The organism is Nodosilinea sp. FACHB-141 (assembly GCF_014696135.1).
Classification (GTDB): domain Bacteria; phylum Cyanobacteriota; class Cyanobacteriia; order Phormidesmidales; family Phormidesmidaceae; genus Nodosilinea.
In genome coordinates this window covers 225820-240301 of the sequence record NZ_JACJPP010000018.1, presented here as the reverse complement: position 1 = coordinate 240301, position 14482 = coordinate 225820, and the positions used below count along the sequence as shown (strand labels likewise).

Genomic DNA, 14482 nt, shown 5'->3' with positions numbered 1-14482 from the left:
AATGTTGTCCTTGAGGATGTCAACCCGCTCCTTGCCGATGGTTGCCCTCCTCAGTCTGTCCGATTTACTAGCTCTGGCCCTGGCTGGCGGCGCTGGGGTTTATTTGCGGCTGGCTTTCGACGGGCAGTATTCGCCCGGTCTTTACGGGCAGCTATGGCCAATTTTGGGCGTGTTTTTGCTGGCCTACGCTGTGGCTGGGCTCTACCCAGCGGTGGGCTTGAGCCCCGTCGACGAGCTGCGGCGTATTTGTCTATCCACCACCTTTACTTATCTAGTGCTGGGGGCGGGGCTCTTTTTAACCCGTGAAGGCGAGACTTACTCGCGCGGGGTGTTTTTGCTGGCTTGGCTGCTGTCGTTGCTAACAGTGCTGACCGGGCGTTTGCTGGTAAAGCATTTATTTGCTCGCTACCCCTGGTGGGGGTATCAAGTTCTGATCTTGGGTGGTGGGCGTACTGGCGAGCTAGTGATTCAAACCTTAAAGAATCAGCCCGCTTTTGGCCTGAAGCCTGTAGCCGTTCTGGATGACAGTCGGGTGCATGAGGGCAGTTTGTGTGAGGTGCCCATTGTTGGGCCGCTGTCGGCCGCACCGCATTTGGCCCTTCGTCACGATATACACTACGCTATTGTGGCGATGCCTGGAATGCAGCGAGAAAAGCTGCTGCGGGTGCTGGAGCTGTATGGCCGCACCTTCCCGCACCTGTTGATGATTCCTGACCTATTTGGGGTTGCCAGCCTGTGGGTTAGTTCTAAAGACTTGGGCGGTATTTTGGGTCTAGAAATTCGGCAGCAGCTGCTGCTACCGGGGCCCCGTCTGCTCAAAACCCTTCTAGATTTGGTGCTGACCCTGGTGATAGGGCTTTGCCTGCTGCCGATACTGGTGGTGATTGCGGTTCTAGTTAAGCTCGATTCGCCGGGGCCAGTGTTTTATGGTCAGCCCCGTTTGGGGCAAAACAACACGACTTTTGTCGCCTGGAAATTTCGCTCCATGGTGCCCAATGCTGGGCTGGTATTGGAGCGCTACCTGACCGAAAACCCGCTTCTGCGGGAGCAGTGGGAGCGCGACCATAAGCTGCGCTACGACCCACGCATTACCCGCGTGGGTCGTTTTCTGCGTCGCACCAGTCTAGATGAGTTGCCCCAGCTGTGGAATGTGCTGCGAGGAGAGATGAGCCTAGTGGGGCCGCGACCTATTGTTAAGGAGGAGATCGTTCGCTACGCCGACAAGTACAGCCTCTACACTAAAGTGCTGCCGGGCCTAACGGGGCTGTGGCAGGTGTCAGGGCGCAACAATGTGTCCTACGACGAGCGGGTCAACCTGGATGCCTACTACGTGAGAAACTGGTCGGTCTGGCTAGACATCTATATTTTGCTGAGAACAGTGTGGGTGGTTGTGATTGGCGATGGAGCCTACTAGGGTGAAAGGGTTTGGGGTTGGTAGCCCAGCCTCGGCGCGGTTGGTTTTAGCCAGTTTGGTAGCGTTGCCCTACATCGTCTATGGAGCGATCGCGGGGTTAGTCTGGTTTTTGCTGGTGAGCCTGTACCAAAGCTGGCGGGCGATTGGGCGATTGCTCTACACCCAGGGCTGGCTCTGGTTGGCTCTAGGGCTTGGGGTCAGCGTGGCGCTTTCCCAGGCGCCAGGAGAGTCGGCCCTGCAGGCGCTAAATTTTGTGCCATTCTTCGTGCTCTACGGGGCGATCGCCATCGCTGTGCCCCAGTTTCGCCAGCCCTGGGCGACGCTGCACAACTGGGCCGTGGCGCTGCTGGTAGCGACTGTACCGGTTAATCTGACGGCGATCGCGGAGTTTTACCTGCGATCGCCCGGCGGTCTGGTGCGCTGGGGAAGCCATCCTGGCCTGGCCTGGCTCTATCAGCAAACCAACTACGGCCATCGCGCCAGCGCGATGTTTGGCCACCCCAACGCCTTGGCCAACTATATGGTGATTGTGTTTGGTCTGGGACTAGGGCTCTGTGCCTACTACCTCAATCGCCCTGAGCTGAGAGCTAAAAGCGTTTGGATTTGCGCTGCTACCGCCTTGGTGCTGGTGGGCATTTACTGCTCGGGCTCTCGCAACGGGTTACTGATCGCGGGCATTCAGCTGCTGCTGTTTGGCGGCTTGCTACGGCCCTACCGCTATATTTTTTGGGCAGGGCTAGGGGCGATCGCTCTACTCACCGCCAGCGCCTTGATCTGGGGCGTGGGTGGGCGCAGCCTGCCTGAGGCTTTTGCCACCGTTTCGCTCCGCTTTAGCGTCTGGGGCTTAGCCCTCGACATGATTCCGCATCACCCCTGGTTTGGCACGGGCCTGGGTACGTTTAAGCAGCTCTACGACCCGGCCGACTTTCCGGTGGCCGGCGACTTCTTGCCCCACGCCCACAACCTGTGGCTGATGCTCGCCGCCGAGGCCGGCATTCCAGTTACTTTAGGGTTTACGGGAATAGTGGGATGGGTCTTGGGGCGCGGTACCTTTACTCTGGTTGCGGTTCCGCTATCCCCCGATGCCATGGCCCTTTTGGCGGGCTACCTTACCGGTTTTGGCGGTACTGCAGCCTTTGCCATCTTTGACCTAGCCTTTTACGACGGCCGCATCAATATTTTGGGATGGCTGCTATTAGGCTGCATTCAGGCCATGGCGTACCTAACGTTGAGCGCTAAATCAGCTTCACGAGCCGGAGACCAAGGTACAGTCCAATAGCTGTACCTACCATGACCGACAAAAACAGTACATAGGCGACTACACCACCCATAACTTCTTTCTCCACAACGGTTACGACTCTATATTGAACCACGGCGGGGGGGAGCGTGGGGCAGTGGGGGAGTGAGGGAGTAATTGAGACAATCCATTACCCCGTCACTCCCTCACCCCGTAACCCCCAGGCGCTAAAGTTTTAAAGCACCTCCTCCCCCTGACCATCCCTATGAAGTCCGTCATCCCCGTCCCCTTGCCAAGTCAGCCCTACGATGTGGTGGTGGCCGCTGGGGGTATAGACCATTTGGGCACCTGGCTGGGAGGTGGCGGCTCACCGCTGGTGAAGCCGGGGCAAAAGCTATTGCTGGTGTCGAATCCGGCAATTTTTAAGCGGTACGGCGATCGCACTCTAGCCTCTCTCACCCAGGCGGGCTATGCAGTTGAAACCTGTCTGCTGCCCGCTGGGGAACGCTACAAAACCCCTAGCTCCCTACAAAAAATCTACGACGCGGCCCTTGACTTTCACCTAGAGCGTAAGTCGGCAATGGTCGCCCTGGGGGGCGGTGTGGTGGGCGATATGACGGGTTTTGCCGCCGCCACCTGGCTGCGGGGGGTGAATGTGGTGCAGGTGCCCACCTCGCTGCTGGCCATGGTAGACGCCTCGATCGGGGGCAAAACCGGCGTCAACCATCCCCGCGGCAAAAACTTGATTGGGGCGTTCCATCAGCCGCGCCTAGTGCTGATCGACCCTACGGTGCTGAAAACCTTACCCGTGCGCGAATTTCGGGCAGGCATGGCAGAGGTGATCAAGTACGGCGTGATTTGGGATCGAGACCTGTTTGAAATGCTGGAGGCCACCCCCCGCCTCGACCAGTACCGCTATCTGGGGGATGAGCTGCTGCACACCATTCTGACGCGATCGTGCCAGGCCAAAGCCGATGTGGTCTCCCAAGACGAAAAAGAGGCGGGGCTGCGGGCAATTCTGAACTACGGGCACACCATCGGCCATGCGGTCGAAAGCTTGATGAACTATCGCGGCGTCAACCACGGGGAGGCGGTAGCGATCGGCATGGTGGCGGTCGGTAAGATCGCCACCGCCCTCGACTACTGGACCACCGCTGAGGAAACGCGACAGCTGAAACTGATTGAAAAAACGGGGCTACCCACCCAGATTCCGGCCCAGCTGGCCTCCGAAGACATTCTCTCGCTGCTGCAGGGCGACAAGAAAGTGGAGGATGGCCAGGTTCGCTTTGTCATGCCAAACGGCTTAGGTGCGGCTAAGGTGACAGGTGACATTACCCGTAAGCAAATTTTGGCAGCTCTAGAAAGCTAGTAGTGCCGAGGCACATGGCCATTGTCTGTCCTCGACAGTTAGAGCCTGTTAGTAGATACAGACTTCGGTAAAATGAGACATTATCTGTCACCAACCTGCAATGCAAACCCAAGACCGTCCAATTTCCGTTCCTGCTTCTGGTCTGGCTTACCCTAGCCGCAGCGCCAGCGTGAGCCGCACCACCGGGGAAACCGACGTGCAGGTGAGCCTCAATTTGGATGGCACTGGGCAGTGTGAGGCCAAGACAGGCATCCCCTTTCTCGACCACATGCTGCACCAGATTTCGTCCCACGGGCTGATTGATCTGGAGGTGCGGGCTACGGGCGATATTGAGATCGACGACCACCACACCAATGAGGATGTAGGCATTACCTTAGGCATGGCGCTGCACCAGGCTCTGGGCGATCGCAAGGGCATTACCCGCTTTGGCCACTTTGTCGCGCCGCTCGACGAATCGCTGGTGCAGGTAGCGCTGGACTTCTCGGGTCGGCCCCACCTCAGCTATGGGCTGGAGATTCCAACTCAGCGGGTGGGTACCTACGATACCCAGCTGGTGCGAGAGTTTTTTGTGGCGGTGGTCAACCACAGCCAAATGACCCTGCACATTCGCCAGCTTGATGGCATCAACTCGCACCATATTATTGAGGCCACATTCAAGGCCTTTGCTCGGGCCATGCGCATGGCCACCGAGGTAGACCCCCGCCGAGCGCACCTAATTCCCAGTTCTAAAGGGGTGATTTAGGCAAAATATTTATCCTCCCTAAGCAGACTATTGCTAGCCATAAAACACGCATCTTGGCAGAGCGTAAACATTTAAGAAGCCGTCTAGACTATGCCTTCAACCCTATAGAAGGACAACGAAGATGGCTAAAGGCAATTCAGATTTGGGTGAGCAGGCCCTGAGCAAAGCATTCGAGGTGGGGCTGTCTACCCAACTTGATGCCGCAGACGACCTAGATGCCGAAATACGCACCAACCCGATCGCACTGATGCAGGGAGAGCTAGAGTCGGCCAATATTGAAGGGCGCGGTCTAGTGATCAAAAACGAGCTGCGGACCGAGCAGCTTTCGGTCAAAACCGATGGTATCTCCATTGACCCCCTCAAGGCGGCTTTTGGCAATATTGAGCTAACTCGCCCCACCAATGCCAGCGCTGCGGTTGAGCTGACCGAGGTCGATATTGAGCGGGCCTGCAATTCTGACTATATTCAGCAAAAACTGAAGTCTTTGGATGTCACCCTAGATGGCCGTCCGGTGCGGCTTAGCGCTGAGCAGATTGACTTTTCTCTGCCGGGGAATGGTCAGGTGGCGATCGCTGCTAGCGTCGTGCTAGATGAAACCGGCGAGCGGCAGCAGGTGGCCTTTCGCGCTACCCCAGCCATGGGGCCTCAGGGGCACGAGGTGGTGCTGAACGATGTTCAAATTGAGCCAGAAAACACCTCAGAACCTCTGACTCAGAGCCTGCTGGCGGCCGCCAAAGACTTGCTCGACCTGCACAATTTTACCCTCAGCGGCATGACGCTCCAGCTGCAAAGCTTGGACGTTCAGCAAGGGAAGATCGCCCTACAGATGCAGGCCTATATAGAGAAATTTCCTGGGGGAAAATAGCATAGGCGGTTTTGCTGGGTGGACTCGCAGCAGGGACGTACTGCTTTACTAAAGCGTCCGTCCCTGCGATCGCTTACGTACAGCCAATCTTCCTAAGTCGGTTAGCCTCAGCGTCTGGAGCTAGCCCGCGCTAGCTCCAGACGCTGAGGCCACAAACTGGGTCGGAATCAGCATCGCAATTTTCGCGCAAGCCTCCGCATCCGACAGTGCATCGTGGTGGTTGAGGGGAATGCCCAGGTAGTCGCACACGTTGGGCAGCTTGGTGGGGCGAAGATTCCAAGCTTGGCGGGCCAGCTTGACCGTACAGACAAAGTCGGGCACCGGGGGCAAAATACCGTAGGCCTTGCAGCAGGCGTAGAGCACGCTGCGATCGAAGGACGCATTGTGGGCCACAAAGAAGTCGGCCCCTGTCAACATCGCCGCGATGTCGGGCCACAGCTCGGCAAAATCGGGTTCATTGGCCACCTGCCGCCAGGTAATGCCATGGATGTGGGTGAACTCAAACAGCCGCCGCGGAGGCCGAATCAGGTAGTGAACCTTATCTACCACCTGCCCCTGCTCAACTCGAACTAAGCCAATAGCGCAGGCGCTGTCGCGGTAGCGATCGGCGGTTTCAAAATCGAGGGCTACAAAGGTCGTCATGGCAAAATCTTACAGGCATGGCGGCGCGATCGCAGCCCAACACCGCCAACCCAGGGCTAGCTCTGCCTCAATCGTGTCGCCTCGTGGGTACTTTAGGAGTATTGAACTGCCGATAGTATAGCGATGACCATTGCGCTTAAACCCAAAGCTGCCTTGGCAGAATCGGGGCAGTGACTTTGGCTCAGGGCTACGGCTTATTAGGGACAGGTAAAACCATGCGTGGACTCTCTTTAGTCGGGCTATTGGTAGGGCTTGGGGTAGTAGGCATGCTGATGTTTCATCAAAACAAGCCCGCTGAGACTAGCGAGACCCCGCTTCCTACAAAAAATATTGAGAAGGCCAACGAAGCTGCTGAAGTTGTAGAGCAACAGGCGGAGCAGCTTCAGCAAGATCTGCAAAAACTGCCCTAGTCGCTGCTCCAAGCGCCACTCAGCGATAGAAATGACAGGATTGTCCTAGGCAGCCTCGGCACGCCTGGGGCGATATTGGCCGCTGTAATTACTGGGGCAGCTCCTTCTCGATGTCGTTGCGGCCCCCAATGTAATGCTCGTACCACTGCATCAATGGAGTCGAGGTGACGCCGTGCAGCGTTACCGAAATGGTGACTGTAATGATCGTCAGCCAGGCAATCATCTCGCCGGCTTCGTCCTGCAAACCCTGACCCAGACAGTAGGTGAGATAGTACAGCGAGCCCACGCCGCGAATGCCAAACCAGCCAAACAGCAAGCGCGTGGCCGGGTGAACCGGAGAGCCAATGGTGCTCACCCAGGCTCCTAGGGGGCGAATCACAAGGATCAGCAAGCCCGCTATGATGAGGCCCGGAACCGCAAACTTTAGCATGGGCTCAACGCGCAGCAGCGACCCCAGCAGCAAAATAGTGCCAATTTCGGTTAGCTTTTCGAGCCGTTCCATAAACTTGAGGCGGGAGAGCGATCGCTCATCGCTTAGGCGATGGTGGTACATAGCCACTCCAGCGACAAAAACGGCTAAAAAGCCGTAGCCGTGAACTAGCTCGGCTACTGAATAGGCGAGCAAGATGGTGCTGAGGCCAACAAAATCTTCCATTACCTCATCGACACTATTTCTTTTGGCGAGATGTCGCTCTAGCCAGCAGATCCCCTTAGCTACCCCAATACCAACCAGCAGGCCGGCGGCGATCGCCCACAGCAGATCGACAGCTACCCAGCGCCCAAACCAGCTCTGCCAGTTGTCGTCTTTTATCCAGTGCAGCCCAAAATAGACAAAGGGAAAGGCTAGCGCGTCGTTGAGTCCGCCCTCGGAGGTTAGTCCAAAGCGCAGCTCGTCCTGGTCTTGGGGGTTGGTGAGCTGCACCTCAGAGGCCAAGACCGGGTCGGTGGGAGCCAAAATTCCCCCTAGCAATATGCCTACGCCCCATTCCAGCTTGAGAAAAAAGTGGCCGATGGCGGCGATCGCAAAGATCGAAATCGGCATCAAAAAGCCGATCAGCCGAATCGTTGAATTCCACGCCCAGGTCTTTAGCGGCCGATTCATTTTCAAGCCGCAGCTAAAGAGAGAGATCAACACTACAAACTCGGTCAGCCGTTCTAAAAGGGCGGCGTCGGGTCGCGTTTGCACGAGGTTAACGCCGTAGGGACTTAAACCAATCCCCACAATTAGATAAATTAGTGCGTAAGACAGGGGCAATCGGCCAATCCAGCCTGAACCCAAAGTTACTGTAAGCAGCAACAACCCTATAACCAGTAGATCGAGAATGTAAATATCCACAGGTTGTCAAGGCCAAGGTATAAACTGCCCTTCTACTCTAGGAGCTAGACTCAAGGGCTAAGTGCAACCTGCGGTAGATTTTCCCCTTGCTTGGGCTTGAACCATTTAAGTTGGTAAGCAGACGGATGCGCTAAACCCACAAGCACGAGGGTGAAAATGAATCAAACCCAACCACCAATGATTGTTGCTGTTGGCGCGTCTGCTGGGGGCATGCATGCCTTAATGAAGCTGACCGCGCAGCTGCCAAAAGATTTCCCGGCTGCTGTCTTCGTGGTCAACCACATGAGTGCAGACATCAAGGGAGACGTGCTAGTCAGAGCCCTGAGTGAGAGTGGTGGGCTAACCTGCGAACAGGCCCACGACGAGCAACCCTTCCAAAGTGGTCACATCTATCTGGCACCCCCCGATCAACATATTTTGCTCGTAGAAGAAAAAATTTTGGTCACCAAGGGAGCACGCGAAAACCGCTACCGGCCGGCCATTGACCCCTTATTTCGCTCCGCGGCAGTGGCCTACGGCAATCGCGTCATTGGTATTATTCTGACCGGATACCTGGACGATGGCACTAGCGGCATGATGGCGATCAAGCGATGTGGCGGCGTCTGCATCGCTCAAGATCCGCTGGATGCGTCCTATCCAGACATGCCCCAGTCGGTGATCACCAATGTGGGAGTTGACTACTGCTTGCCCATCGCTGACATGGGAACGCTGCTGTCGGAGCTGGTGCGCCGAAACCTGCCCGATCGCCAGCAGCCCCCCAAAGACATCGTGATCGAGGCGGAAATTGCCCAGCGCGTTTTAAGTGATTTGCCTTCGGTCGAGGCGCTGGGCGAGCAGGTGCCGTTCAACTGTCCCGATTGTGGTGGGGTGCTGTGGCAAATGGCGGAAGGCGATCTTCTCAGGTATCGCTGTCATACAGGCCACGCGTTTACCTCGGCGGTGCTGCTAGCCCAGCAAACGGCCAAGATTGAAGAAACGCTGTGGGTGGCTCTGCGGATGTTTGAAGAGCGTCAGAACTTGATTGCCACCATGGGTCAGAAGCAGGGCAACTCTTCTTCAATCTTGCAGCGGGTGCAAGATTCTCAGATTCACATTGAGCGGATTCGCGCCATGTTAAAAGCGACCCACGAAGGCGATCGCGATGATGAGACGAAATAGCTCCCATGCTTTTAGGTTCGGCTTCAGGTGGGCTGCTGTAAAATTGCTAGGCTTTGCGCCCAAAGCAATCTTCATAACCGTTACCGAGGCCGTTATTAAGCATGAATGTGTCTAGTCGCTGCCGCCCCAGGTCCAGCGAGGATTGCCATCCCGCAGACCCTTAAACAGAATGACCGTGGTAAACCCGTTGGGGTCGCGCATCCCCGTCATGTCGAGAATGGCCTTGACCTGACCGTTGATCAGCTGAATGCGGATGTAGGAGTTGCCCTCGTAGGCGGCGTCATCGACGCTGACCATGCCGCCCGAGGCTTGACAATTGCGGTATTCGGGCTTGAGGGTGCCCACCCAAGTGGCGCTAAACTGATCTGACTGGGACAGTCTAATGTCGGTGGCAATGTCGCGCAGCTTGACCATACCCTCGGTCGAAAAGCTACCCTCAGCGTAGGGGCGGAGGGTTTCATGGGCCGTCAGCCCCTCAGGACAGCGGGCCTGTGGGCTACTGAGCAGGGGCAGCACGCTCAGGTCCATTGTGTTGGCCAAGGCCGCCGTGCCGCTCAGCAGACAGATCGGCAGGCTGCCCAACAGCGCCCCGGCTAGATTTAGTTTCATTCTCGGTCTCTCCTTGGTTAACATCGGCTCGATCGCTGAGCTGATATCCCCAGCTACAGTGGTTAGGGCGGCGATTCCTGACGGGCGATCGCCCAGAATGGTAAGACCCCAGACCAATGTGGCATGATGATCCTCTGCGCCTCACTGGGACTTTGCCCCACTATTTCGTATGCTACGCCTCAGCCAAATTAAACTGCCCCTCGATCACCCCGAAGCCGCCCTTGAGGAGGCCATTCTTAAAAAGCTGCATCTGACAGCGGCGGATTTGACCAGCTTCACCATCTTCAAACGCAGCTACGACGCCCGCAAAAAGGGCAACATTGCTCTGGTCTACATCGTCGATGTGGAGACGCCGCAGGAAAAGGCCCTGCTCAAGCGGTTTAAGAAAGACGCCACGGTGACCGTGACGCCCGATCTGACCTATCGCCCGGTGGCCCAAGCTCCCGAGGAATTTCAGAATCGCCCCATTGTGATTGGCATGGGGCCCTGCGGCATGTTTGCGGGGCTGATGCTGGCGCAGATGGGGTTTCGGCCCATTATTCTCGAGCGGGGCAAGTCGGTGCGCGATCGCAGCGTTGACACCTTCGGCTTTTGGCTCAAAAAGGCCCTCAACCCTGAGTCAAACGCGCAGTTTGGCGAAGGCGGCGCGGGCACGTTCTCCGATGGCAAGCTCTACAGCCAGGTCAGCGACCCCCACCACTACGGCCGCAAGGTGCTCACCGAGCTGGTGAATGCCGGTGCTTCTCCCGAAATTCTCTATATCAATAAGCCCCACATCGGCACCTACCGCCTGGTCAAAATCGTGCAGAATATGCGCGCCATGATTGAGTCTCTCGGCGGCGAGATTCGCTTTCAGACCCGCGTCGCCGACATTGACATCGACCAGGGCCAGGTGCGCGGTGTGCGGCTCGACAATGGCGACTACCTAGCCAGCGACCACGTGGTGTTGGCCGTGGGCCATAGCGCCCGCGACACCTTTCACATGCTCTACGAGCGGGGGGTTTACATCGAGGCCAAGCCCTTTTCCATTGGCTTTCGCATTGAGCACCCCCAGTTGCTGATCGATCGCTGCCGGTTGGGCGACCAGGCCGGGCACCCCCGCCTGGGCTCCGCTGACTACAAGCTGGTGCACCACTGCGAAAACGGGCGATCGGTTTACAGCTTTTGCATGTGCCCCGGCGGCAAGGTGGTGGCGGCAGCCTCAGAACCGGGCCGCCTGGTGACCAACGGCATGAGCGAATATGCGCGGGATGAGTCAAACGCCAACAGTGCGATCGTGGTGGGCATCACCCCCGAGGTCGATTACCCCGAGGGGCCGCTGGCGGGCATTGCGCTCCAGCGGCGTTTGGAGGAATTTGCCTTTGAGCTGGGTGGCGGCACCTACGAAGCTCCCGGCCAGCTGGTGGGGGATTTTTTGGCCAGCCGGCCCTCGACCGCCTTTGGCGAGGTGCAGCCGTCCTACAAGCCGGGGGTGAAGTTGGGGGATCTGAGCAGCAGTTTGCCGGACTATGCGATCGCCGCTATTCGTGAGGCCATCCCGGCCTTCGACCACAAAATCCACGGGTTCGCCATGGATGACGCTGTGCTCACTGGCATCGAAACCCGCACCTCATCGCCCATTCGCATCAAGCGCAATGAGCAGTTTCAAAGCCTCAATACCGCTGGGCTATACCCCGCAGGCGAAGGAGCCGGCTATGCTGGGGGCATTCTGTCCGCTGGCATTGACGGCATTCGGGTGGCAGAGGCCGTCGCCCTAAGCTTGGTGAAGGGGCAATCTCCTCAGTAGTAGGGGCACACGATGGCCCCCCGACTCATCCTCTTGGGGCCGATCGCCGGGCGGGCAGTCTGCGTCGCGAGGGTTTGTTCTCTGGCTCTAGCGAATCGGGGTGCTGCGCCTCCAGCAAAAACACCCGCCGCCCGTCGGTAATGCGGTAGAGCGTGGTGCAGGTGCAGGTATGGCCCTCCGCTTTGAGCTGGGCGGCCCGCAGGTCGCAGGCGGCCTGGGCTTGCTCAACCTCTTCCCAGTCGGTTTCGAGAAAGATTTCTTGAATTAAACTCATACAGCTAAAGAATGAAGATTAAAGAACGAAAAAAAGAAGTGTTTGACGTGCTCAAATGATGACGTTTTAGATCCTTTCAGCAGACACTTCACTGCCTGGGACAGAGATTTGAGAGGACTTTTGAAAAGCTCTATTTCTAATAGCGAAAGTGAAGCTTTCACTTCATTTCCCTTAAGAAAGGGGCTTTTACTGCCCTCTTAAAAAGGCAAGGGGGATCGGTAGATGCCCAAAGCTACAGCAAGGCGCTTGAAAAGCGCCCTCTAGTACCTTTGATTAAAGAATACTAAATTTGTACCTATAAATGCTGCAATTGCCCTACCGCCGGGTTTTAGCGGGGGCAGAGGCTCTAGATTCGATCAGAAATTCAGGGATATCCCACAGAGCCTCGGCATCGAGACAGTACTGTTCGCACACCAGGCTGAGGCGACTGCCCGCGCTGGCCATAGCGTTGACCGAGTGAGTCAGATCGCCCTGGAAGTGCAGCAGCAGGCCGGTTTGGGGCCGAATCTGGGCCACCCGCTGCCGCCCTCGCTGCAACACCAGTTCGCCACTGGTCAGGTCGGCGGGCACCTGCACGTAGAGCACGCTGACCTGCTCGGGGGGCTCGATAGTTTTGCAGTACGATCGCAGCGATCGGTCAATATGGGGGTCAACCCGCGACCCCTGTTTCAACATCAGCGGATTCAAATAAAATGCGTTGCAGCTGGGCAGCAGCGCCTGGTCGAGGTAGGGCTTAAAAAAGGGAAACTGGCGATCGACCTCGGCTCGACCCGCTTGCTTAAACACTACCGAGAACCCTTTGGTGGCGACAAAATCGCGGTTGAGGTTGTTGGTTGCAAAGTAGCGGCACGACTGAATTGCGCCCCGCAGGTTGTGCAGGTAGGCAGCAGAAAAGGCTTCGGGCTGACTGCGGTAGTAGGTCATAGCGTGACGGCGTGACCTACAGCAGGGTAGGTGGCGATGCTCACAGGTGTTCGGCAAAGGTGGCAGTGTCGCCATTCGCGGAGAAGGAGACCACAGTGTAGGGGTCAACACGATCGCCCGTTTCCATTCCCGGCGAACCCATTGGCATCCCCGGTGCGGCAATTCCCAGAATTGCGGGGCGCTCACTCAGCAACCGCTGCACATCCGACGCGGGCACATGACCTTCGATGACGTAGCCTTTAACTAGAGCCGTATGGCAGGATGCCAGCGCCTCTGGCACACCGTACTGATCCTTGATCGCATCCATGTCGTCTGTCACTACATCCTCCACGGCAAACCCGGCGGCTTGCATGTGGTCGACCCAGTGGCCGCAGCAGTTGCAGGTGGGGCTGCGGTAAACCGTCAGCTCCGTCGCCGCTTGAGCTGGGGCGGTCAACGGGCCAAAGAGGGCGATCGCAACCACCATCCCCACGGCCAATAGTCTGGTAATCAACCCACGACGATTCATCTAGCAGTTTCCCCAGGGTGTCGATTTAGTTTGCCTTACCTTAAGGATACTGAAATCCAGGGCTTGCCTGGGCTGATTGTGACAAGCTCTAACAGGCCGGGGGCGGAGGTTCAAGGTTCAGGGTTTAAGGTGTAAGGTCGGCCTTGAGCCTTAAACCCTGAACCCTATACCCTCTTAGCCTTTCGCGTCGCCTCAAGCCGACAACCAAGTCTGGCGCAGATGGGCGATCGCCAGCTCCTTGTGCTTGGCTTCCACCTCAATCCAGGGAGCCTGACGGAAGGAGCTGGGCATGGCGGTGATCAAGTCGCTGTGGCGAGGGTCATGGAGGGCGCTAGACCCGTTGGAAATATGCACCAGCTGCCAGGCTGGGTCGGGCCAGGTGGTGCGAGCCGCCGTCAGCATCTGCTCGACGCTGGGATGGTCGTAGCTGTCGAGGCGTTCGTGGATCAGGTGGTGGTGAGCGTCAAACACCATCGGAATCTGCGTCGCTCGACAAATGTCTAGGATGGCGGCGGCGCTGTAGGTGTGCTCGTCGTTCTCTAGGGTGAGGCGAGAGCGAATCGGCGTCGGCAGCTCGCGGATTACCTGGATGAGGCGATCGTGGCGATCGCCCTTGCCGCCGTGGATATTCATCAACGCCCAGGGGGATTGCGGTAGACCCATCAGGTCAAACCAGCGGGCGTGGGCCGTCAGGATAGTGATGCTGTTTTCGATCACCGTGGGGTTGTCGGAGTTGAGCACCACAAACTGATCGGGGTGCAGCACCAGGCGAATGTTGGCGGCCTGGGCGCGATCGCCCAGCTGCCGCAGAGCTTCGGCGAACTCCTCCAAAATTCTCGTGCCCAGGGGGGTATCCGAAAACGGAAAAATGTTTGATATCAAGCGGTAGAGCTGAATCTGGTTGGCCTGGCAAAATGCGATCGCCAGGTTGAGCCGTCTCAGGTTCTCGCTGTAGAGCGATCGCACTGCCTGCTCCTGCGCCTCTTCATCTAGCTGCAACAGCCGCTTGCGGGTCATGGTCTTAAAGCGCACCTCGGGCGAGGTCGTGATGCAGACCAGCCCAAGATTTGGGGTATCGAGGATCGATTGGGCGGGGGTTTGAGAAGGCATGAGGCTGGGGGCGCTGGAACTGCGCTTGCGGGTGTGGGCAAGAGAGAATTGATCAGCTTTTTTACTATGACAAGCAGATTCAGCGGAGCAATCCTCTA

General features: G+C 57.4%; 16 protein-coding genes. 8 read left to right on the top strand and 8 right to left on the bottom strand.

The genetic code is table 11. The features are described from left to right. Window positions 1-16 precede the first annotated feature (16 nt). Together wbaP and H6F59_RS19400 are read left to right on the top strand one after the other, a co-directional pair. Complete coding sequence (gene wbaP / locus H6F59_RS19405) at window positions 17-1414, top strand: undecaprenyl-phosphate galactose phosphotransferase WbaP (protein ID WP_242021570.1); 1398 nt, start codon at window positions 17-19, stop codon at window positions 1412-1414. Then, a complete protein-coding gene (locus tag H6F59_RS19400) occupies window positions 1401-2693 on the top strand; it encodes an O-antigen ligase (protein ID WP_190704116.1) in 1293 nt (430 codons plus the stop codon). The genes wbaP and H6F59_RS19400 overlap by 14 nt, the downstream gene beginning before the upstream one ends. Here the strand turns inward: H6F59_RS19400 and H6F59_RS27125 are convergent. Beyond that, window positions 2650-2745 (bottom strand): cytochrome b6-f complex subunit PetL, encoded by a 96-nt coding sequence (locus H6F59_RS27125; protein WP_073607686.1) that lies wholly within the window; start codon window positions 2743-2745, stop codon window positions 2650-2652. The two genes, H6F59_RS19400 and H6F59_RS27125, sit on opposite strands and share 44 nt — an antisense overlap. 171 nt (window positions 2746-2916) lie before the next feature. Here H6F59_RS27125 and aroB point away from each other — a divergent pair, with 171 nt between their 5' ends. The 3 genes from aroB (at window position 2917) to H6F59_RS19380 (ending at window position 5627) form a co-directional block, all read left to right on the top strand. After that, window positions 2917-4020 carry a 3-dehydroquinate synthase gene (aroB, locus tag H6F59_RS19390; RefSeq protein WP_190704111.1) on the top strand — a complete coding sequence of 368 codons (1104 nt, stop codon included), beginning with the start codon at window positions 2917-2919 and terminating at the stop codon, window positions 4018-4020. A 100-nt stretch (window positions 4021-4120) separates the two neighbouring features. Then, complete coding sequence (gene hisB, locus H6F59_RS19385; protein WP_190516230.1) at window positions 4121-4762, top strand: imidazoleglycerol-phosphate dehydratase HisB; 642 nt, start codon at window positions 4121-4123, stop codon at window positions 4760-4762. A gap of 121 nt (window positions 4763-4883) precedes the next feature. Next, window positions 4884-5627: a DUF2993 domain-containing protein gene (locus H6F59_RS19380; RefSeq protein WP_190516232.1), complete on the top strand. Its 744-nt coding sequence runs from the start codon at window positions 4884-4886 to the stop codon at window positions 5625-5627. 120 nt (window positions 5628-5747) lie between these two features. On the opposite strand, the gene H6F59_RS19375 is transcribed toward H6F59_RS19380, so the two are convergent. After that, on the bottom strand, window positions 5748-6269 hold the full coding sequence (locus H6F59_RS19375; RefSeq protein ID WP_190516234.1) for a 3'-5' exonuclease: 522 nt from the start codon (window positions 6267-6269) through the stop codon (window positions 5748-5750). Window positions 6270-6484: 215 nt separating this feature from the next. Between H6F59_RS19375 and H6F59_RS19370 the strand changes: the two genes are divergently transcribed. After that, the gene (locus H6F59_RS19370) at window positions 6485-6679 is read left to right on the top strand and encodes a hypothetical protein (protein WP_190704108.1); all 195 of its coding nucleotides are present in this window, start codon (window positions 6485-6487) and stop codon (window positions 6677-6679) included. Between the two features lie 88 nt (window positions 6680-6767). On the opposite strand, the gene H6F59_RS19365 is transcribed toward H6F59_RS19370, so the two are convergent. Further along, the gene (locus H6F59_RS19365) at window positions 6768-8015 is read right to left on the bottom strand and encodes a cation:proton antiporter (RefSeq protein WP_190704103.1); all 1248 of its coding nucleotides are present in this window, start codon (window positions 8013-8015) and stop codon (window positions 6768-6770) included. Between the two features lie 156 nt (window positions 8016-8171). Here H6F59_RS19365 and H6F59_RS19360 point away from each other — a divergent pair, with 156 nt between their 5' ends. After that, entirely contained in the window at window positions 8172-9173 is a 1002-nt protein-coding gene (locus H6F59_RS19360; RefSeq protein WP_190704100.1) for a chemotaxis protein CheB, read from the top strand. A 111-nt stretch (window positions 9174-9284) separates the two neighbouring features. On the opposite strand, the gene H6F59_RS19355 is transcribed toward H6F59_RS19360, so the two are convergent. Then, on the bottom strand, window positions 9285-9782 hold the full coding sequence (locus tag H6F59_RS19355) for a hypothetical protein (RefSeq protein WP_190704096.1): 498 nt from the start codon (window positions 9780-9782) through the stop codon (window positions 9285-9287). 169 nt (window positions 9783-9951) lie between these two features. Between H6F59_RS19355 and H6F59_RS19350 the strand changes: the two genes are divergently transcribed. Further along, a complete protein-coding gene (locus tag H6F59_RS19350; protein WP_190704092.1) occupies window positions 9952-11568 on the top strand; it encodes an NAD(P)/FAD-dependent oxidoreductase in 1617 nt (538 codons plus the stop codon). Between the two features lie 25 nt (window positions 11569-11593). Here the strand turns inward: H6F59_RS19350 and H6F59_RS19345 are convergent, their stop codons facing one another. The 4 genes from H6F59_RS19345 to uvsE form a co-directional block, all read right to left on the bottom strand. Continuing rightward, window positions 11594-11842, bottom strand: a complete 249-nt coding sequence (locus H6F59_RS19345; RefSeq protein WP_190516248.1) for a hypothetical protein — start codon at window positions 11840-11842, stop codon at window positions 11594-11596. Between the two features lie 315 nt (window positions 11843-12157). Next, on the bottom strand, window positions 12158-12766 hold the full coding sequence (locus tag H6F59_RS19340; RefSeq protein ID WP_190704088.1) for a 2OG-Fe(II) oxygenase: 609 nt from the start codon (window positions 12764-12766) through the stop codon (window positions 12158-12160). Between the two features lie 40 nt (window positions 12767-12806). Further along, a complete protein-coding gene (locus H6F59_RS19335) occupies window positions 12807-13274 on the bottom strand; it encodes a DUF411 domain-containing protein (RefSeq protein WP_190704084.1) in 468 nt (155 codons plus the stop codon). A gap of 192 nt (window positions 13275-13466) precedes the next feature. Next, complete coding sequence (gene uvsE, locus H6F59_RS19330; RefSeq protein WP_190704081.1) at window positions 13467-14384, bottom strand: UV DNA damage repair endonuclease UvsE; 918 nt, start codon at window positions 14382-14384, stop codon at window positions 13467-13469. Window positions 14385-14482 lie beyond the last annotated feature (98 nt).

Excerpts from the sequence above, each read along its gene's own strand:
- H6F59_RS19340 (WP_190704088.1), bottom strand. The coding sequence starts at position 12,766 with ATGACCTACTACCGCAGTCAGCCCGAAGCCTTTTCTGCTGCCTACCTG.
- H6F59_RS19360 (WP_190704100.1), top strand. The coding sequence starts at position 8,172 with ATGAATCAAACCCAACCACCAATGATTGTTGCTGTTGGCGCGTCTGCT.
- H6F59_RS19370 (WP_190704108.1), top strand. The coding sequence starts at position 6,485 with ATGCGTGGACTCTCTTTAGTCGGGCTATTGGTAGGGCTTGGGGTAGTA.
- hisB (WP_190516230.1), top strand. The coding sequence starts at position 4,121 with ATGCAAACCCAAGACCGTCCAATTTCCGTTCCTGCTTCTGGTCTGGCT.
- uvsE (WP_190704081.1), bottom strand. The coding sequence starts at position 14,384 with ATGCCTTCTCAAACCCCCGCCCAATCGATCCTCGATACCCCAAATCTT.
- H6F59_RS19335 (WP_190704084.1), bottom strand. The coding sequence starts at position 13,274 with ATGAATCGTCGTGGGTTGATTACCAGACTATTGGCCGTGGGGATGGTG.
- H6F59_RS19355 (WP_190704096.1), bottom strand. The coding sequence starts at position 9,782 with ATGAAACTAAATCTAGCCGGGGCGCTGTTGGGCAGCCTGCCGATCTGT.
- H6F59_RS19375 (WP_190516234.1), bottom strand. The coding sequence starts at position 6,269 with ATGACGACCTTTGTAGCCCTCGATTTTGAAACCGCCGATCGCTACCGC.
- wbaP (WP_242021570.1), top strand. The coding sequence starts at position 17 with ATGTCAACCCGCTCCTTGCCGATGGTTGCCCTCCTCAGTCTGTCCGAT.
- H6F59_RS19400 (WP_190704116.1), top strand. The coding sequence starts at position 1,401 with ATGGAGCCTACTAGGGTGAAAGGGTTTGGGGTTGGTAGCCCAGCCTCG.
- H6F59_RS19345 (WP_190516248.1), bottom strand. The coding sequence starts at position 11,842 with ATGAGTTTAATTCAAGAAATCTTTCTCGAAACCGACTGGGAAGAGGTT.
- H6F59_RS19380 (WP_190516232.1), top strand. The coding sequence starts at position 4,884 with ATGGCTAAAGGCAATTCAGATTTGGGTGAGCAGGCCCTGAGCAAAGCA.
- aroB (WP_190704111.1), top strand. The coding sequence starts at position 2,917 with ATGAAGTCCGTCATCCCCGTCCCCTTGCCAAGTCAGCCCTACGATGTG.
- H6F59_RS27125 (WP_073607686.1), bottom strand. The coding sequence starts at position 2,745 with ATGGGTGGTGTAGTCGCCTATGTACTGTTTTTGTCGGTCATGGTAGGT.
- H6F59_RS19350 (WP_190704092.1), top strand. The coding sequence starts at position 9,952 with ATGCTACGCCTCAGCCAAATTAAACTGCCCCTCGATCACCCCGAAGCC.